Consider the following 14,055-nt stretch of genomic DNA (forward strand, 5'->3'; position numbering starts at 1 on the left):
ATGGCTGATGTTCTGGATCGGAGCGATCTCGGCGGCCACCGCGGCCACCACATCGGTGAAGTAGAACTTGGCTTCCTGATAGTCGCGCTCACGGCGGGCGAACAACTCACCCACCGCCGCCAACCGCCGACCCATCGCCGCCGACTCCTCCCGGGTCTCCTCACCCATGAAATCAACCAGCTCGCCATCCGACACCGCCTCGAACATAGGTTCGACAATAGTCGGCGCCGCCGACATATCTCAGAGTTCGGCGGCGGCGCCCTCGTCGAGCAGCCAGACCGTTGCTTCTCGACCGACCGCGCCTGCCGACGGCCAATCGGCGGGGTTGGCGCCGCCGACGGCGGCGGCCACCGCTTCGGCCTTGGCCCCTCCGGATACCACCAGCCACACCTCCCGCGCCCGCTGCACCGCCGGCAGCGTCAGCGTGATGCGCTGCGGCGGCGGCTTGGGGGAGTCGGTGACGGCCACGACCATCCGGTCCTTCTCGCGCACCGCGGCGGTGTGCGGAAACAATGAGTTGATGTGGCCTTCGGGACCCATGCCCAGCAGGTGCACATCGAAGGCCGGAGCCGGCTCACCGTCGTCCGCGTTGGCCGCCAACTCCCGCTCGTAGTCCTGCGCGGCGGCCTCGATGTCATCGCCGAACTGGCCGCCGCTGGCCGACATCGGGTGCACGTTGGCGTCGGGGATGTCGATATGGTCCAGCAGCGCCTCACGGGCCTGCTTGTAGTTGCGCTCGTCGTCGTCCTCGGGCACGAACCGGTCATCGCCCCAGTACAGATGCACCTTCGCCCAGTCGATTCCAGAACCGTGCGCGCCGACATGCTTGAGCAGGCCGATGCCCGTACCGCCGCCGGTCAACACGACGTGGGCGATGCCCCGCTCGGCGATCGCGTCGCCGATCGCACCGATCAGGCGATCACCTGCGGCCTCGACCAAAGCGGTGGTGTCCGGGTACTTCTCGACGACCGTGCTCATGTGTATTGCACCTTGCCTATGCCCTGTAGCGCTTCATGGTAGATCTCATCCGGGTCGAGCCTGCGCATGTCCTCGGCCAGGCACTCCTTGGCTTCCCTGCGCGCCAACGGAATTCGCGCCTCCGGCCTGCTGGTGCGGGTCAGTGTGGCGGTGACGCCGTCCTGCGGCCGCTGCAGCGTGATCGTCTCGCCGGTGCGGACCAGTTCCACCTTGAGGTCACCCGACACCCGCCGTACCGGACCGTCGATCCTGCTGGCCAGCCAGCCGGCCAGGATGTCCAGCGCGGGTTCGTTGCTGAGTCCCGACACTAGCGCCGAGGTGATCGGCTCGTGGGGATCCAGTTCCACGGCGGCGGCCAGCAGGGCTCGCCAGTAGGTGACCCGGCTCCACGCCAGATCGGTGTCGCCGTCGGCGTAGCCATCCAGGCGGCTCTTGATCGTTGCCAGCGGATCGGCGCTGGCGGTGGCGTCCGTGATGCGCCGAATCGCCAACTTGCCCAACGGGTCCTGTGCGGGCACCGGCGGGGCAGCGGCGGGCCACCAAGCCACCACCGGGGTGTCGGGAAGCAGGAACGGAAGTACCACGCTGTCGGCGTGCTCGGCGAGCTCACCGTGTAGGCGCAGCACCACCACCTCGCCGGCGCCCGCATCGGCGCCAACGCGGATCTCACCGTCCAGCCGGGGTTGCGGCGCGCCGCGATCGCCGGCGACCGCCACGATCACCCGGCACGGGTGCTCACGGCTGGCGTAGTTGGCGGCCTCGATGGCGTCCTCGAGGCATTCGTCGGAATCGGGTGCGATGACCAGCGTCAACACCCGGCTGAGGGTGATCGCCCCGCCCTCTTCGCGCAGCCCGGTGATCTTCTTGCTGATGTCGGTGGTGGTGGTGTCTGGCAGCTCGACGATCATGGCCGCCTCCATTCCCGGTCCAACCGGTGCAACATGTCGGACGCCGAAGGCGGACCCCAGGTGCCCGCCTCATAGGGCTCCGGTTTGCCGTGAGCCGCCCAGTAGTCCAGCACGGGATCAAGGATCTCCCAAGACAATTCGACTTCGGCGTTCACCGGGAACAACGAGGGCTCACCCAACAGCACATCGAGGATCAGCCGCTCGTAGGCCTCGGGGGAGTCCTCGGCGAACGCCGAACCGTAGGAGAAATCCATGTTGACGTCACGGACTTCCATCTGGCTGCCCGGCACCTTGGATCCGAACCGTGTGGTGATGCCCTCGTCGGGTTGGATCCGGATCACCAGCGCGTTCTGCCCGAGTTCCTCGGTCATGGTTTCGTCGAACGGCAGAAACGGTGCCTTCTTGAAGATCAGCGCGACCTCGGTGACCCTGCGCGCCAGGCGCTTACCGGTGCGCAGGAAGAAAGGCACACCGGCCCAGCGCCGGTTGTCGACCTCGAGCGTGATCGCGGCGAATGTCTCGGTTGCGGAGTCCTTCGAGAAGCCTTCCTCCTCCAGCAGTCCGGGCACCTTCACGCTGCCCTGCCAGCCGGCGGCGTACTGCCCGCGCGCGGTGGTCTGGTCAAGCGGGTGCATCAGCCGTGTCGCCGAAAGCACCTTGATCTTCTCGGCTTGCAGTTCCCGCGGCCCGAAGTTGGCCGGCTCCTCCATGCACACCAGAGCCAGCAGCTGCAGCAGGTGGTTCTGGATCACGTCCCTGGCGGCTCCGACCCCGTCGTAGTAGCCGGCCCGTCCGCCGAGACCAATGTCTTCTGACATCGTGATCTGCACGCTGTCAACATAATTGGCGTTCCACACCGGCTCATACAACTCGTTGGCGAAGCGCAGTGCCAAAATGTTCTGCACCGTCTCCTTGCCGAGGTAGTGGTCGATGCGAAACACCGACTCCTCGGGGAACACGCTGTTGACCACCGCGTTGAGTTCGCGGGCGCTCTGCAGATCATGGCCGAAGGGCTTCTCGACGACCACCCGGCTCCAGTGGCCTTGCGTTGGACGGGCCAACCCGGTCTTCTGCAGCTGTTCGCACACCAACTGAAAAGCGTTGGGCGGGATGGAGAGATAGAACGCGTGGTTGCCTGCGGTGCCTCGCTCCGCATCCAGCTTCTCCAAGGTTTCGGCGAGCCGCACGAAGGCCGCATCGTCGTCGAAAGTGCCTTTGACGAACCGGATTCCCTCAGCCAAACGGTCCCAGACCTCTTGGCGAAACGGGGTGCGCGCGTTCTTCTTGACGGCCTCATAGACCACCTCGCTGAAACTCTCGTCGGCCCAGTCGCGGCGAGCGAAACCCACCAGGCTGAAGCTGGCGGGCAGCAGGCCACGGTTGGCCAGGTCGTAGACCGCCGGCATGAGTTTCTTGCGGGCGAGGTCGCCGGTGACGCCGAAGATCACCAGACCACAGGAACCCGGGATGCGGGGCATCCGTTTGTCCCGCTTGTCCCGCAGGGGATTACGCCATCCCGCGCCGCCCGATGCGGCTCGCTGGGCCGCGGAGGTCATTTGTTCGCGGCGTCGAGCTGACCCTGGGTAGCTTCGAGCAGTTCGAGCCATGACTTCTCGAACTTCTCAACTCCTTCGTCTTCCAAGACCCGGAACACGTCGGGCAGATCGATGCCGACGCCGCTGAGCTTGTCGAAGACGTCTTGGGACTCCGCGGCCTTGCCGGTCACCGTGTCACCGCTGATGACGCCGTGGTCGGCGACCGCGTCGAGCGTCTGCTCCGGCATGGTGTTCACCGTGTGGGGGGCGACCAGTTCGGTGACGTAGAGCGTGTCGGCGTACTCGGGGTTCTTCACGCCGGTGGACGCCCACAGCGGGCGCTGCACACGTGCACCGGCGGCCTTGAGCGCCTCATACCGTGAGCCGCCGACGAACACCTCCTCGTATGCGGCGTAGGCGAGACGGGCGTTGGCGACGCCGGCCTGGCCGCGCAGCGCGAGGGCTTCGTCCGAACCGATCTTCTCCAGCCGGTTGTCGATCTCAGTGTCGACGCGGGAGACGAAAAACGATGCCACGGAGTGGATCTTGGACAGGTCGTGGCCGGCTTCCTTGGCTTTTTCCAGCCCGGCCAGGTATGCGTCCATCACCATGCGGTGCCGTTCGACGGAAAAGATCAGCGTGACGTTGACCGAAATACCTTCGGCAAGCACCGCGGTGATCGCGGGCAGCCCGGCCATGGTGGCCGGGATCTTGATGAACAGGTTGGGCCGGTCGACGATCTTCCACAGTTCGACGGCCTGCAGGATCGTCTTGTCGGTGTCGTGCGCCAGCCGCGGGTCGACCTCGATGGAAACCCGGCCGTCCACGCCGTCGGAGGCCTCGTGGGCCTTGGCGAGCACGTCGCAGGCGTTGCGGACGTCGTCGGTCGTGACGGTGCGGACCGTGGCGTCCACATCGGCGCCCCGGCTGGCCAGTTCGTTCACCTGATCGTCGTAGGCCGTGCCGTCCGACAGCGCCTTCTGGAAGATCGTCGGGTTGGTCGTGACACCCACAATGCATTTGGTGTCGATCAACTCCTGCAGGTTGCCGGTCTGCAGCCGGTCTCGGGAGAGGTCGTCGAGCCATACCGACACTCCCGCAGCGGACAGCGCCGCCAGGTTGGGATTTTGAGCCATTGCTCTACCTTTCACTTCAGTTGTCTAGCGATCGCTCCGCGGCGGCCACCACAGCTTCTGGGGTGAAGCCGTACTCGCGGAACAACGTCTTGTAATCAGCGGATTCCCCGTAATGCTCAATCGACACGATCTCGCCGGTGTCGCCGACCAGTTTGTGCCAGCTCTGCGCGACCGCCGCCTCCACGGCGACGCGCGCAGACACCGCGGGCGGCAGCACGCTGTCGCGGTACTCGACCGGTTGCGCTTCGAACCACTCGACGCACGGCATCGACACCACGGTCGCCGTGACGCCCTTGTCGCCCAGGATCTTTTGGGCGGCCACGCACAGCTGCAACTCCGACCCCGTGCCGATGAGCACGACGTCCGGTTGCTTGTCGGGGGCGCCGCCCAGGACGTACCCGCCCTTGGCGACGCCTTCGGCGTCCGTGCCCTCGAGCACCGGGATCGCCTGGCGGGTCAGGATCAGGCCGACGGGGCCGCTGTTGGCACCGCGTTCGATGATCGTGCGCCACGCGTAGGCGGTTTCGTTCGGATCGCCTGGGCGCACCACGGACAGGTTTGGGATGGCACGCAGCGCCGCGAGGTGTTCGATCGGCTGATGGGTGGGGCCGTCCTCGCCGAGCCCGATCGAGTCGTGGGTCCAGATGTAGATGGTGTCGATGTCCATCAACGCCGCTAACCGCACCGCGGCGCGCATGTAGTCGGAGAACTGCAGGAACGTACCGCCGAAGGCGCGGGTCGGTCCGTGCAGCACGATGCCGGACAGGATCGAGCCCATGGCGTGTTCACGCACACCGAAGTGCAGCACCCGCCCGTACGGGTCCGCCGTGTAGTCCTTGGTGGAAATCGAGGGCGGGCCAAAGGAGTTCGCGCTCTTGATGGTGGTGTTGTTACTGCCTGCCAGGTCGGCTGAGCCACCCCACAGCTCGGGCAGCTTCGGCGCGACGTCGTTGAGCACCTCGCCGAACGCGGCGCGGGTCGCGATGTCCTTGGAGCCGGGCTCCCAGTAGGTCAGGTCGGCGTCCCAGCCGTCGGGCAGCTTCTTGGCCAGCAGTCGGTCCAGCAGCGCCTTGCGTTGCGGTTCGCGCTGCGCCCAGGCGTCGAACTCGCTCTGCCACTTCTCGCGGGCCTCCTTGCCGCGGTCGACGAGCTTGCGGGTGTGCTCGATGACATCGGGACGTACCTCGAAGTTCTTCTCCGGGTCGAAGTCGAGGATCTTCTTGACCGCGGCGACTTCCTCCTCGCCGAGCGCGGCGCCGTGGGCCTTGCCGGTGTTCATCAGGTTGGGCGCGGGGTAGCCGATGATGGTGCGCAGCGCGATGAACGACGGCTTGTCGGTCACCTTCTTGGCCTCGGCGATGGCCTCCTCGATGCCGACGACGTTCTCGCCGCCCTCGACCTCCTGCACGTGCCAGCCGTAGGCGCGGTAGCGGGCGGCCGTATCTTCGGACAGCGCGATGTTGGTGTCGTCCTCGATCGAGATCTGGTTGTGGTCGTAGAAGACGATCAGGTTGCCCAACTGCTGGGTGCCTGCCAGCGACGACGCCTCACTGGTGACGCCCTCCTCGATGTCGCCGTCGGAGGCGATCACGTAGATGTAGTGGTCGAACGGGCTGGTGCCCGGTGCGGCGTCGGGGTCGAACAGCCCGCGCTCGTAGCGCGACGCCATCGCCATCCCGACCGCGGAGGCCAGCCCCTGGCCCAGCGGGCCGGTGGTGATCTCCACCCCCTTGGTGTGGCGGAACTCCGGATGCCCCGGCGTCTTGGACTTGAAGGTGCGCAGCGCCTCGATGTCGGAGAGCTCCAGCCCGAAACCGCCCAAATACAGCTGGATGTAGAGAGTCAGGCTGGAGTGCCCGCACGACAGCACGAAACGGTCGCGGCCCAGCCAGTGTTCGTCGGTGGGGTCGTGGCGCATCTGGCGCTGAAACAGCGTGTAGGCCAGCGGAGCCAGGCTCATCGCCGTGCCGGGATGACCGTTGCCGCGCTTCTGCACCGCGTCGGCGGCGAGCACCCGCACCGTATCGACGGCGCGCGTATCGACCTCCGTCCAGTCGTCCGGGTGATGCGGGCGGGTAAGGGCGGAAATCTCGTCGAGTGTGGTCACTAGGCGCTCCTGGTCGAGGGTTGAGCTCGGCACGCTGCTCGTAAAAACACCCTAGTGCGGGATAGTCATCCGCTGCAGGCTGCTGGGGGAGGATTAGGACGCCGTTCGGGCGAGGTCTACCATCGTCTGTAGTAGACGCTTCGCGTCGCCGGTATTTCGACAGGAGTGACCTGCGTGAACATTCGGGAAGGCCACCTCAACGAGGAGACGCTGGACCGGACGTCGACCGCCGTAAGCCTGCGGCGAAAGTTCCTCAACAAGGTGCTCGGCTACGTCTCGCTGACCAAGCCGCGCGTCATCGAGTTGCTTCTGGTCACCACCATCCCGGCGATGCTTCTGGCCAACCGCGGAACCGTCGACCCGCTGCTGATCCTAAACACCCTTGTCGGTGGCCTGCTGGCGGCCGCGGGCGCCAACACGCTCAACTGCGTCGCCGATGCCGACATCGACAAGGTGATGAAGCGCACCGAGCGCAGGCCGCTGGCGCGGGCCACCGTGCCGCGCAGCCACGCGCTGGTGTTCGGCCTGATGCTGTCGGTCGCGTCGTTCTTCTGGCTGTGGTGGACGACGAACCTGCTCTCGGCGCACCTGGCGGGCGCAACCATCGCCTTCTACGTGCTGGTGTACACGCTGCTGCTCAAACGCCGCACCTCGCAAAACGTTGTGTGGGGCGGGGCGGCCGGGTGCATGCCGGTGATGATCGGATGGTCCGCGGTCACCGGCACCATCGCCTGGCCCGCGCTGGTGATGTTCGCGATCATCTTCTTCTGGACGCCGCCGCACACGTGGGCGCTGGCCATGCGGTACAAGGAGGATTACCGCGCGGCCGGCGTGCCGATGCTGCCCGCGGTGGCGACCGAACGTCAGGTCACCAGGCAGATTCTCATCTACACCTGGCTGACGGTCGGGGCGACGCTGGCGCTCGCGCCGGCAACCGGATGGCTGTACACGGCGGTGGCGCTGCTCGCGGGCGGCTGGTTCCTGGTGATGGCGCATCAGCTCAACGCTGGGGTGCGCCGCGGTGAACCGGTCAAGCCGTTGCGGCTGTTCCTGCAGTCCAACAACTATCTGGCCGTGGTGTTCTGCGCGCTGGCGATCGACTCGGTGCTCGCGCTGCCGACATTGTTCTGAGCGGGCTGACCCGCCCGGCTACGGCACCAGCACCACTGAGCCGAAGGTCTTTCGGCCCTCCAGGTCACTGTGCGCGGTTGCCGCGTCCTCGAGCCGGTAGCGTTCGCTGACCGTCACGTTGAGGGTGCCGTTGGCGATCGCTTCGAGCAGTTCTCCCGCGCGCCAGGCGAATTCATCGGGTGTGCGGGTGTAGTGCACCAGCGTGGGCCGGGTCAAAAACACCGAACCCGAGGTGTTCAGCAGCTGCGGGTCGAACGGCGGGACGGGCCCGCTGGCCGCGCCGAACAACGCCAGCGTGCCACGCACCGCCAGGCTGGCCAGGCTGGCGTCGAAGGTGGCCGCCCCCACGCCGTCGTACACGACCGAGACGCCGCCGTCGGTCAACTCTTTGATCTTCGCGCCGAACTCGGCCGGGTCGTCGGGGTAGTCCAGCACCTCGATGGCGCCTGCGGCGCGCGACATCTCGGCCTTCTCCGGCGTCGACACCGTCGTGATCACCCGGGCGGCCATGCTGGTCGCCCACTGCGTCAGGATCAACCCGACGCCGCCTGCGCCCGCGTGCACCAGCACGGCGTCGCCCTGCTGCACCGGGTAGGTCGACTTGATCAGGTAGTGCGCGGTCATACCCTTGAGCAAGGATGCGGCGGCCACTTCTGGGTCGACACCGTCGGGTACGTAGGCGCAGAAATCGGCTGCGGCGACGCTGTATTCGGCGTAGGCGCCGTTGGCCTGGGCGGTGACGACCCGGTCGCCGACCTTGAGCGCGGGAACGTTGTCGCCGACCGCCTCCACCGTGCCGCACACCTCGTTGCCGATGATGAACGGCGTCTCCCGCGGATACAGCCCGGAACGAAAATAGGTGTCGAGGAAGTTCACGCCGATCGCCTCGGCCTTGATCAGCACCTCGCCGGGGCCGGGAGCGGGCTGCGGTTTCTCGACGTAGGTGAGGACCTCTGGTCCGCCCGTCTCGGTGATCTCGATAGCGTGCATGCTCACATCCTCCCAATATCCTTGCAGTTGTGAAGCTGGCCCGGCCCGACGTGTTCCATCCCCGCATCGTTCTGGCGGGTAGCCCCGAGCTGCCCGACGGGGACCGCGACGACGCCGGGCTGGTCGGAGCGCTGCGCGAGCACGGTCTGCACGCCCGGTGGCTGCCCTGGGACGATCCCGCCACCCTGGCAGCCGACCTGGTGATCCTGCGCGCGGCCAGCGCCGGCGAGGAGTTCCTGGCCTGGACCCGCCGGGTCCGCAACCTGCTGAACGCGCCGGAGGTGGTCGGCTGGAACACCGGCGCGCGCTATCTACAGGATCTGGCCGACGCCGGCGTTCCGACAGCAGCGCGCGGCGCCAAAGAGGTCTCGCTGGTGTTCCTCGGCGGCCGGCAGTCACACGCCTTCACCCGCCGGGCGCAGGCCGAACCGGACTTCGAGGTGTGGGACGTCGGCCACGCGGCCCTTGGGGCGGCAGCCGATCGCCTGCGGCTCGCACCTGCCGAGTTGCTCTACGCGCGTGTCGACCTGACATGGGAGTCACGTCTGCGCCGCCTCGACCTCGTCGCACCGACGTTGGGCTGGGCACGGCTGGACCCGACCACCCGCGCTCGACAGCAGCGGGTGTTCGTGCGCGGCGTGGAGTCAGCCCTGGAGCGGCTCGGGCTCGGCCCGCTCTCGCATCGACGCCCATAACGCGGCGGTGGCCGCGGTGCACAACGCGGCACCCGCGACGTGCACGGCCACCAGGGCCGCGGGCACGCCGGTGTAGAACTGCACGACGCCGACGAGCCCTTGCACGCACACCAGCACCAGCAGCACCGCCAACCGGATCAGCACGGGGCGGGTGGTTTTCACCGCGAGCAGCCCGAAGCCCAGGCCGACCAGCAGCGCCAGATACGCCACCAGAAGCGACGAGTGCAGGTGCACCAGCGTGGTGATCTCGACTTCGAGCCGCGGGACCGGGCGGGTCGCGCTCTTGTCACCCGCGTGCGGACCCGCGGCGGTGACCAGCGTGCCGGTCACCAGCACGGCGGCCAGCGCGACGCCGCTGAGAAACGTCAGCTGCCGCAACGGTTTCGGCGCCCGCCGCACCAGCACACCGTCGTCGGGTTCGCCGACCTTGACGAACAGCAGCACCGCCAGCCACACCATCGTCATCGAGGCCAGCAGGTGGATGGCCACCGTCCACCACAGCAGCCCGGTCAGCACCGTGATGCCGCCGATCACCGCCTGCACGACCGTCGATGCCGGCATCAGCCACGCATAGATCTGCACCTCGCGGCGCCGGCGGGCCCGGGTGACGGCCAGCACCGCGAGCGCGGCGGTGATCACCACCAGGAACGTCACCAACCGGTTGCCGAACTCGACCACTTGGTGCACCACCGGCACCTCGGCCACCGGAACGGGGGTGAAGCTGCCGGGGAAGCACTGCGGCCAGGTCGGACAGCCCAGTCCGGACGCGGTGACGCGCACGATCGCGCCGGTGACCGAGATGCCGCCCTGGGTCAGGATGACCAGGAAGGCGATGACGCGCTGCGTCCGCAGGCTGGGCAGCGGCAGCAGGTCGACCAGCCGCAGAAAGACGCGTCGCACGCTCCGATGGTAGTGCAGGCCAACTACACGCCGTAGTAGCGGGTGCTCAGTGCCAGATCGCGATCAGTTGGCCGTGCTCGTTGCGCTGCGGCGGATCCGGTACGCACACCGCCTCATCGCGCGCGATCCGGTCGGCGCTCCACGCCACCGCCGCGGCGTCCAGCACATCGTCGGCGGGCACCTGCTCGACCTCGGCGCCGAGGTCCTCCGGCACCATGACCCCGGCCTGAGCGAGCACCCGCAGCCGGGCGCGTTGCCCGCGCCAGGTCTTCTTGGCGCCGTCCTCGTAGCGCAACCCCAGCCGCTGAAACGACAGCTCCGGGTGGACCTCGTGCAGCACCGTGCCGGCATCGTAAAGCCGGTTGGCCTCAAGCACTTTCGTGCGCAGCCCCCATGCCTGCCTGCTGAGCATCCAGCCTGCCAGGGTCTTGCAGCGGCGCTTGGCCGCGTCGTAGTCGGGTGCGTCGAAAACCGGTCGCGGCGGCGTGATGTACACGCTGGCGCCGCGACGGCCGAGCATCGCGCGCGCGGCCCGGTCCGCGGCCCGTTCCCCGGAAGCCACCAGCCCGAGCGGGATGTCGACGGCGACGACGTCGGCGTCGGCGACGCGCGCGACGAGGTCGTCGAGCCGTGCGGCGAAGTGTGCGTCGGCGAATCCGCCGTCGTGCAGCTGCACGCCGACCCAGCCGTCGCGGCAACCGTCCACACCCAGCACGGTCGTCATGACGGGCGGGGCGTCACGAACGGCACAAGCACCTCGTCGACGAGCGCCACGACCAGGGCGTCGGTGATCGGGTCGCCGGTGATCAGCAATCGGTGCCACAACACGCTCTGGCCCAGCTCGCGGGCGATCTCCACGTGCACGTCGGCGCGTACGTCGCCGCGCTCGATGCCCCGCGACAGCAGCGCCGCCATCTCCTTCTTGCGCCAGCCGATGACGTCGGCGCGAAACGCCTCGGACAGCTGCGGATCCTGCGCGGTGGCGGCGACGGCGGCGCGCAGCACCGCGGCATCGGGCCCGGTGAACAGCGCCGCCCAGCCGCGCAGCACGCTGAGCATGTCGGAGCGGTAGCTGCCCGTGTCGGCATGGGGGATCGACGTTGTCGCGATGCGCAGCAAGGTATCTCGCAACAGGGAAGCCGCGTCGGGCCACCTGCGGTACAGGACCGGCTTGCTGGTCTGGGCGGCGGCGGCCACGGCCTCCATCGTCACGCCTGCCGCGCCGTGCTCGGCCAGCAGGCCCAGCACCGCGGTGCGGATGGCGGTGTCGAGTTCGTCGCCGCGGCGTCGCTGCATCACCAGACTCCTAGGAAACGCTTGCGTATCTTAATGCAGGAGCCTAACGTACCGGATATAGGAAACGATTCCGTATCTTGGAGGCTCCTCATGGCCCGGCCCGTGCTCTACCCCCTGCGTTCGGTCGACACCGCGACAGTCCGGTACGCGAGCTTTCCGCACCATCGGCGGCGGGTCACGGTCGTGCACCGGCCGTTGCGCGGGGTCACGCCGACGGACCTGCTGGACTGGTTCACCCAACTGGGCGGGACCATGCGCTACGGCGGCGAGGTCATCGACCGCTACCTCGCCTGGCATCCCGTCGACCACATCGGCTGGGAACTCGCCAAGCCGGCGCCGGGTGGCGGCGCGGCCGAGGGCGCGCGGTTCCGGATTGTGGAGGCGTTCGGTGCCAGGCCAGAGTTTCGCGTCGATGTCGTGGAACGGGTGGAGAAACTCGACGAGACCGGGATCCGGCTGGTGCAGCGCCTCGGCGGGGCGGTGATCTTCGCGCTCGAGCACACGTGGTCGGCCGGCGCAGAGGGGGCGCACTACGTCAGCGTGATGGACGTCGGGGCGCGTGGTGCGTTGATGGCGCCGGTCAACCGGCTGGTGCGGCGCAAACTTCCCGACGAGATGCTGACCGCATGGGTCAAGCACAACATCGAGGAGGTGGGCCAGCTGGAGTATCTGCTGCCCACGCTGGGCTCAGGTGAAGCGGAACCAGCGCAGCGCGCACAACGCGGCAGCCGTCCCCCACACGGCGAGAACCAGCAGGCCGAACCAGTCCACTGACAGCGCCATCGCCTGCGACAGCGCCTCGGTCAGCGCCCCCGACGGGGTCAGCCGGGCCACCCACCGCAGCGCCTGCGGCACCATGCCGCCCTCCAGCGTCAGCGCGCCGAGCCCGGCGAAGACGAACCACAGCAGGTTGGCCACCGCCAGCACGATTTCGGCGCGCAGCGTCCCGCCCAGCAGCAGACCCAACGCCGCGAACCCCGCGGTGCCCAGCGCGATCACCGCCGCGCCGAGCGCCAGCCCGGCCAGCTCCGGTCGCCAGCCCAACGCAAAGCCGATGCCGCCCAACACAATCGACTGCAGAAAGACCACCGCCACCACCGCGAGCGATTTGCCCGCGATGATGCCCCACACCGGAAGAGCCGTCGCTCCCAGCCGTTTGAGCGCACCGTAGCGACGGTCGAACGCGACCGCGATCGCCTGCCCGGTGAACGCCGTGGAGATCACCGCCAGCGCCATGATGGCCGGCACGAACGTCGCCGCTCGGTCCGGACCGAAATCGCCCAGCGGTAGCACGATCAGCCCGATGAGCAACGTGATCGGGATGAACATCGTCAGCAGCAGCTGTTCGCCGTTGCGCAGCAGCAACCGCAACTCCAGCCCGAACTGGGCGGCCAGCATCTTCGACACCGCGGCCGGACGAGGGTCGGGCGTAAACGTGCCTGGCGTAAAACGATTCGGGGTGGTCACGGGCGCAGCTCCCTGCCGGTGAGGTCGAGGAACACGTCTTCGAGGCTGCGCTGTTCCACGCGCATATCGGTGGCCAGCACGTCGAGCCGCGCGCACCACGCCGTCACGGTGGCCAGCACCTGCGGGTCGATCGCACCCTCGACGAGGTACTCGCCGGGGGAGGTCTCGGTGGCTTTGTAGCTCTCCGGCAGCGCCGAGATCAGCAGCGAAAGGTCGAGCCGGCGCGGCGCGCGGAACCGCAACTGGTTCTCCGCGCCGCTGCGCATCAGCTCCTCGGGCGTGCCGGTGGCCACCGGCGACCCGTTGTCGATGATCAGGATCCGGTCGGCCAGCTCCTCGGCCTCGGTGAGCTGGTGGGTGGTCAACACCACCGTCACGCCGTCGCGGCGCAGCCCGTCGATCAACTCCCACACCACGATCCGGGCGTGGGCGTCCAGACCGGCCGTCGGCTCGTCGAGGAATACCAGCTCGGGACGGCCGACGACCGCGCATGCCAGCGCCAGCCGCTGTTGCTGGCCGCCGGACAGCCGCCGATAGGTCGTCCGCGCGGCTTCGCTCAGCCCCAACGTCTGCATCAACCACTGCGGATCCAGGGGGTTGGCGGCGTATGCGGCGACGAGGTCGAGCATCTCACCGGCGCGCGCCGCGGGATAAGCGCCGCCGCCCTGCAGCATCACACCGATGCGTGCGCGCACAGCCGCGTTGTCGTCGAACGGATCGAGGCCGAGGATCTCGATGGTGCCGGAGTCGGGTTTGAGGAACCCCTCGCACATCTCGACCGTGGTGGTTTTTCCCGCCCCGTTGGGGCCGAGCAGCGCGAACACCTCGGCGGTGTGCACCTCTAGGTCGAGGTTCGACACCGCGGTCGTCGAGCCGTACCGCTTGCTGACTCCGCGCAGGCGCACGGGAACG

The 14,055-nt window shown here is 68.0% G+C and carries 14 protein-coding genes and 1 pseudogene; 3 read left to right on the forward strand and 12 right to left on the reverse strand.

Going from position 1 to position 14,055, the window contains the following annotated elements:
• From ABQE93_RS23505 to tkt, 6 genes and pseudogenes are all read right to left on the reverse strand, one after another.
• Positions 1 to 207 (reverse strand): annotated as a pseudogene (locus ABQE93_RS23505) (HNH endonuclease); the annotation flags it as partial.
• Between the two features lie 33 nt (positions 208 to 240).
• Positions 241 to 978, reverse strand: a complete 738-nt coding sequence (pgl, locus tag ABQE93_RS23510; RefSeq protein WP_448411028.1) for a 6-phosphogluconolactonase — start codon at positions 976 to 978, stop codon at positions 241 to 243.
• Entirely contained in the window at positions 975 to 1,886 is a 912-nt protein-coding gene (opcA, locus tag ABQE93_RS23515) for a glucose-6-phosphate dehydrogenase assembly protein OpcA (RefSeq protein ID WP_448411026.1), read from the reverse strand. The genes pgl and opcA overlap by 4 nt, the downstream gene beginning before the upstream one ends.
• Entirely contained in the window at positions 1,883 to 3,442 is a 1,560-nt protein-coding gene (gene zwf / locus ABQE93_RS23520) for a glucose-6-phosphate dehydrogenase (RefSeq protein WP_448411024.1), read from the reverse strand. The genes opcA and zwf overlap by 4 nt, the downstream gene beginning before the upstream one ends.
• Positions 3,439 to 4,557: a transaldolase gene (tal, locus tag ABQE93_RS23525; protein ID WP_448411023.1), complete on the reverse strand. Its 1,119-nt coding sequence runs from the start codon at positions 4,555 to 4,557 to the stop codon at positions 3,439 to 3,441. The genes zwf and tal overlap by 4 nt, the downstream gene beginning before the upstream one ends.
• A 16-nt stretch (positions 4,558 to 4,573) precedes the next feature.
• Positions 4,574 to 6,664: a transketolase gene (gene tkt, locus ABQE93_RS23530; protein ID WP_448411021.1), complete on the reverse strand. Its 2,091-nt coding sequence runs from the start codon at positions 6,662 to 6,664 to the stop codon at positions 4,574 to 4,576.
• 210 nt (positions 6,665 to 6,874) lie between these two features.
• Between tkt and ABQE93_RS23535 the strand changes: the two genes are divergently transcribed.
• Complete coding sequence (locus tag ABQE93_RS23535; protein ID WP_448411052.1) at positions 6,875 to 7,795, forward strand: heme o synthase; 921 nt, start codon at positions 6,875 to 6,877, stop codon at positions 7,793 to 7,795.
• 18 nt (positions 7,796 to 7,813) lie between these two features.
• Here the strand turns inward: ABQE93_RS23535 and ABQE93_RS23540 are convergent, their stop codons facing one another.
• Complete coding sequence (locus ABQE93_RS23540; RefSeq protein WP_448411019.1) at positions 7,814 to 8,785, reverse strand: quinone oxidoreductase family protein; 972 nt, start codon at positions 8,783 to 8,785, stop codon at positions 7,814 to 7,816.
• A gap of 29 nt (positions 8,786 to 8,814) precedes the next feature.
• Here ABQE93_RS23540 and ABQE93_RS23545 point away from each other — a divergent pair, with 29 nt between their 5' ends.
• Positions 8,815 to 9,480, forward strand: coding sequence for a DcsG N-terminal domain-containing protein (locus tag ABQE93_RS23545; RefSeq protein ID WP_448411017.1), 666 nt, complete (start codon positions 8,815 to 8,817; stop codon positions 9,478 to 9,480).
• On the opposite strand, the gene ABQE93_RS23550 is transcribed toward ABQE93_RS23545, so the two are convergent.
• From ABQE93_RS23550 to ABQE93_RS23560, 3 genes are read right to left on the reverse strand one after another with little or no spacing between them, the layout of a single operon-like run.
• Positions 9,430 to 10,380, reverse strand: coding sequence for a COX15/CtaA family protein (locus ABQE93_RS23550; RefSeq protein WP_448411015.1), 951 nt, complete (start codon positions 10,378 to 10,380; stop codon positions 9,430 to 9,432). The two genes, ABQE93_RS23545 and ABQE93_RS23550, sit on opposite strands and share 51 nt — an antisense overlap.
• 46 nt (positions 10,381 to 10,426) lie before the next feature.
• A complete protein-coding gene (locus ABQE93_RS23555; protein WP_448411013.1) occupies positions 10,427 to 11,104 on the reverse strand; it encodes a DUF429 domain-containing protein in 678 nt (225 codons plus the stop codon).
• Positions 11,101 to 11,676, reverse strand: coding sequence for a TetR/AcrR family transcriptional regulator (locus tag ABQE93_RS23560; RefSeq protein ID WP_448411011.1), 576 nt, complete (start codon positions 11,674 to 11,676; stop codon positions 11,101 to 11,103). The genes ABQE93_RS23555 and ABQE93_RS23560 overlap by 4 nt, the downstream gene beginning before the upstream one ends.
• Before the next feature lie 90 nt (positions 11,677 to 11,766).
• On the opposite strand from ABQE93_RS23560, the gene ABQE93_RS23565 reads away from it, so the two are divergent.
• The gene (locus tag ABQE93_RS23565; protein ID WP_448411009.1) at positions 11,767 to 12,450 is read left to right on the forward strand and encodes a hypothetical protein; all 684 of its coding nucleotides are present in this window, start codon (positions 11,767 to 11,769) and stop codon (positions 12,448 to 12,450) included.
• Here ABQE93_RS23565 and ABQE93_RS23570 read toward each other — a convergent pair.
• Positions 12,364 to 13,143 carry an ABC transporter permease gene (locus ABQE93_RS23570; RefSeq protein WP_448411007.1) on the reverse strand — a complete coding sequence of 260 codons (780 nt, stop codon included), beginning with the start codon at positions 13,141 to 13,143 and terminating at the stop codon, positions 12,364 to 12,366. The two genes, ABQE93_RS23565 and ABQE93_RS23570, sit on opposite strands and share 87 nt — an antisense overlap.
• Positions 13,140 to 14,048: an ABC transporter ATP-binding protein gene (locus ABQE93_RS23575; RefSeq protein ID WP_448411050.1), complete on the reverse strand. Its 909-nt coding sequence runs from the start codon at positions 14,046 to 14,048 to the stop codon at positions 13,140 to 13,142. The genes ABQE93_RS23570 and ABQE93_RS23575 overlap by 4 nt, the downstream gene beginning before the upstream one ends.
• Positions 14,049 to 14,055 lie beyond the last annotated feature (7 nt).

This window comes from Mycolicibacterium sp. XJ662 (assembly GCF_053484035.1).

Bases quoted from the DNA above. Each gene is read 5' to 3' on its own strand.
- tal (WP_448411023.1), bottom strand. From the start codon at position 4,557: ATGGCTCAAAATCCCAACCTGGCGGCGCTGTCCGCTGCGGGAGTGTCG.
- ABQE93_RS23565 (WP_448411009.1), top strand. From the start codon at position 11,767: ATGGCCCGGCCCGTGCTCTACCCCCTGCGTTCGGTCGACACCGCGACA.
- opcA (WP_448411026.1), bottom strand. From the start codon at position 1,886: ATGATCGTCGAGCTGCCAGACACCACCACCACCGACATCAGCAAGAAG.
- ABQE93_RS23560 (WP_448411011.1), bottom strand. From the start codon at position 11,676: ATGCAGCGACGCCGCGGCGACGAACTCGACACCGCCATCCGCACCGCG.
- ABQE93_RS23540 (WP_448411019.1), bottom strand. From the start codon at position 8,785: ATGCACGCTATCGAGATCACCGAGACGGGCGGACCAGAGGTCCTCACC.
- pgl (WP_448411028.1), bottom strand. From the start codon at position 978: ATGAGCACGGTCGTCGAGAAGTACCCGGACACCACCGCTTTGGTCGAG.
- ABQE93_RS23555 (WP_448411013.1), bottom strand. From the start codon at position 11,104: ATGACGACCGTGCTGGGTGTGGACGGTTGCCGCGACGGCTGGGTCGGC.
- zwf (WP_448411024.1), bottom strand. From the start codon at position 3,442: ATGACCTCCGCGGCCCAGCGAGCCGCATCGGGCGGCGCGGGATGGCGT.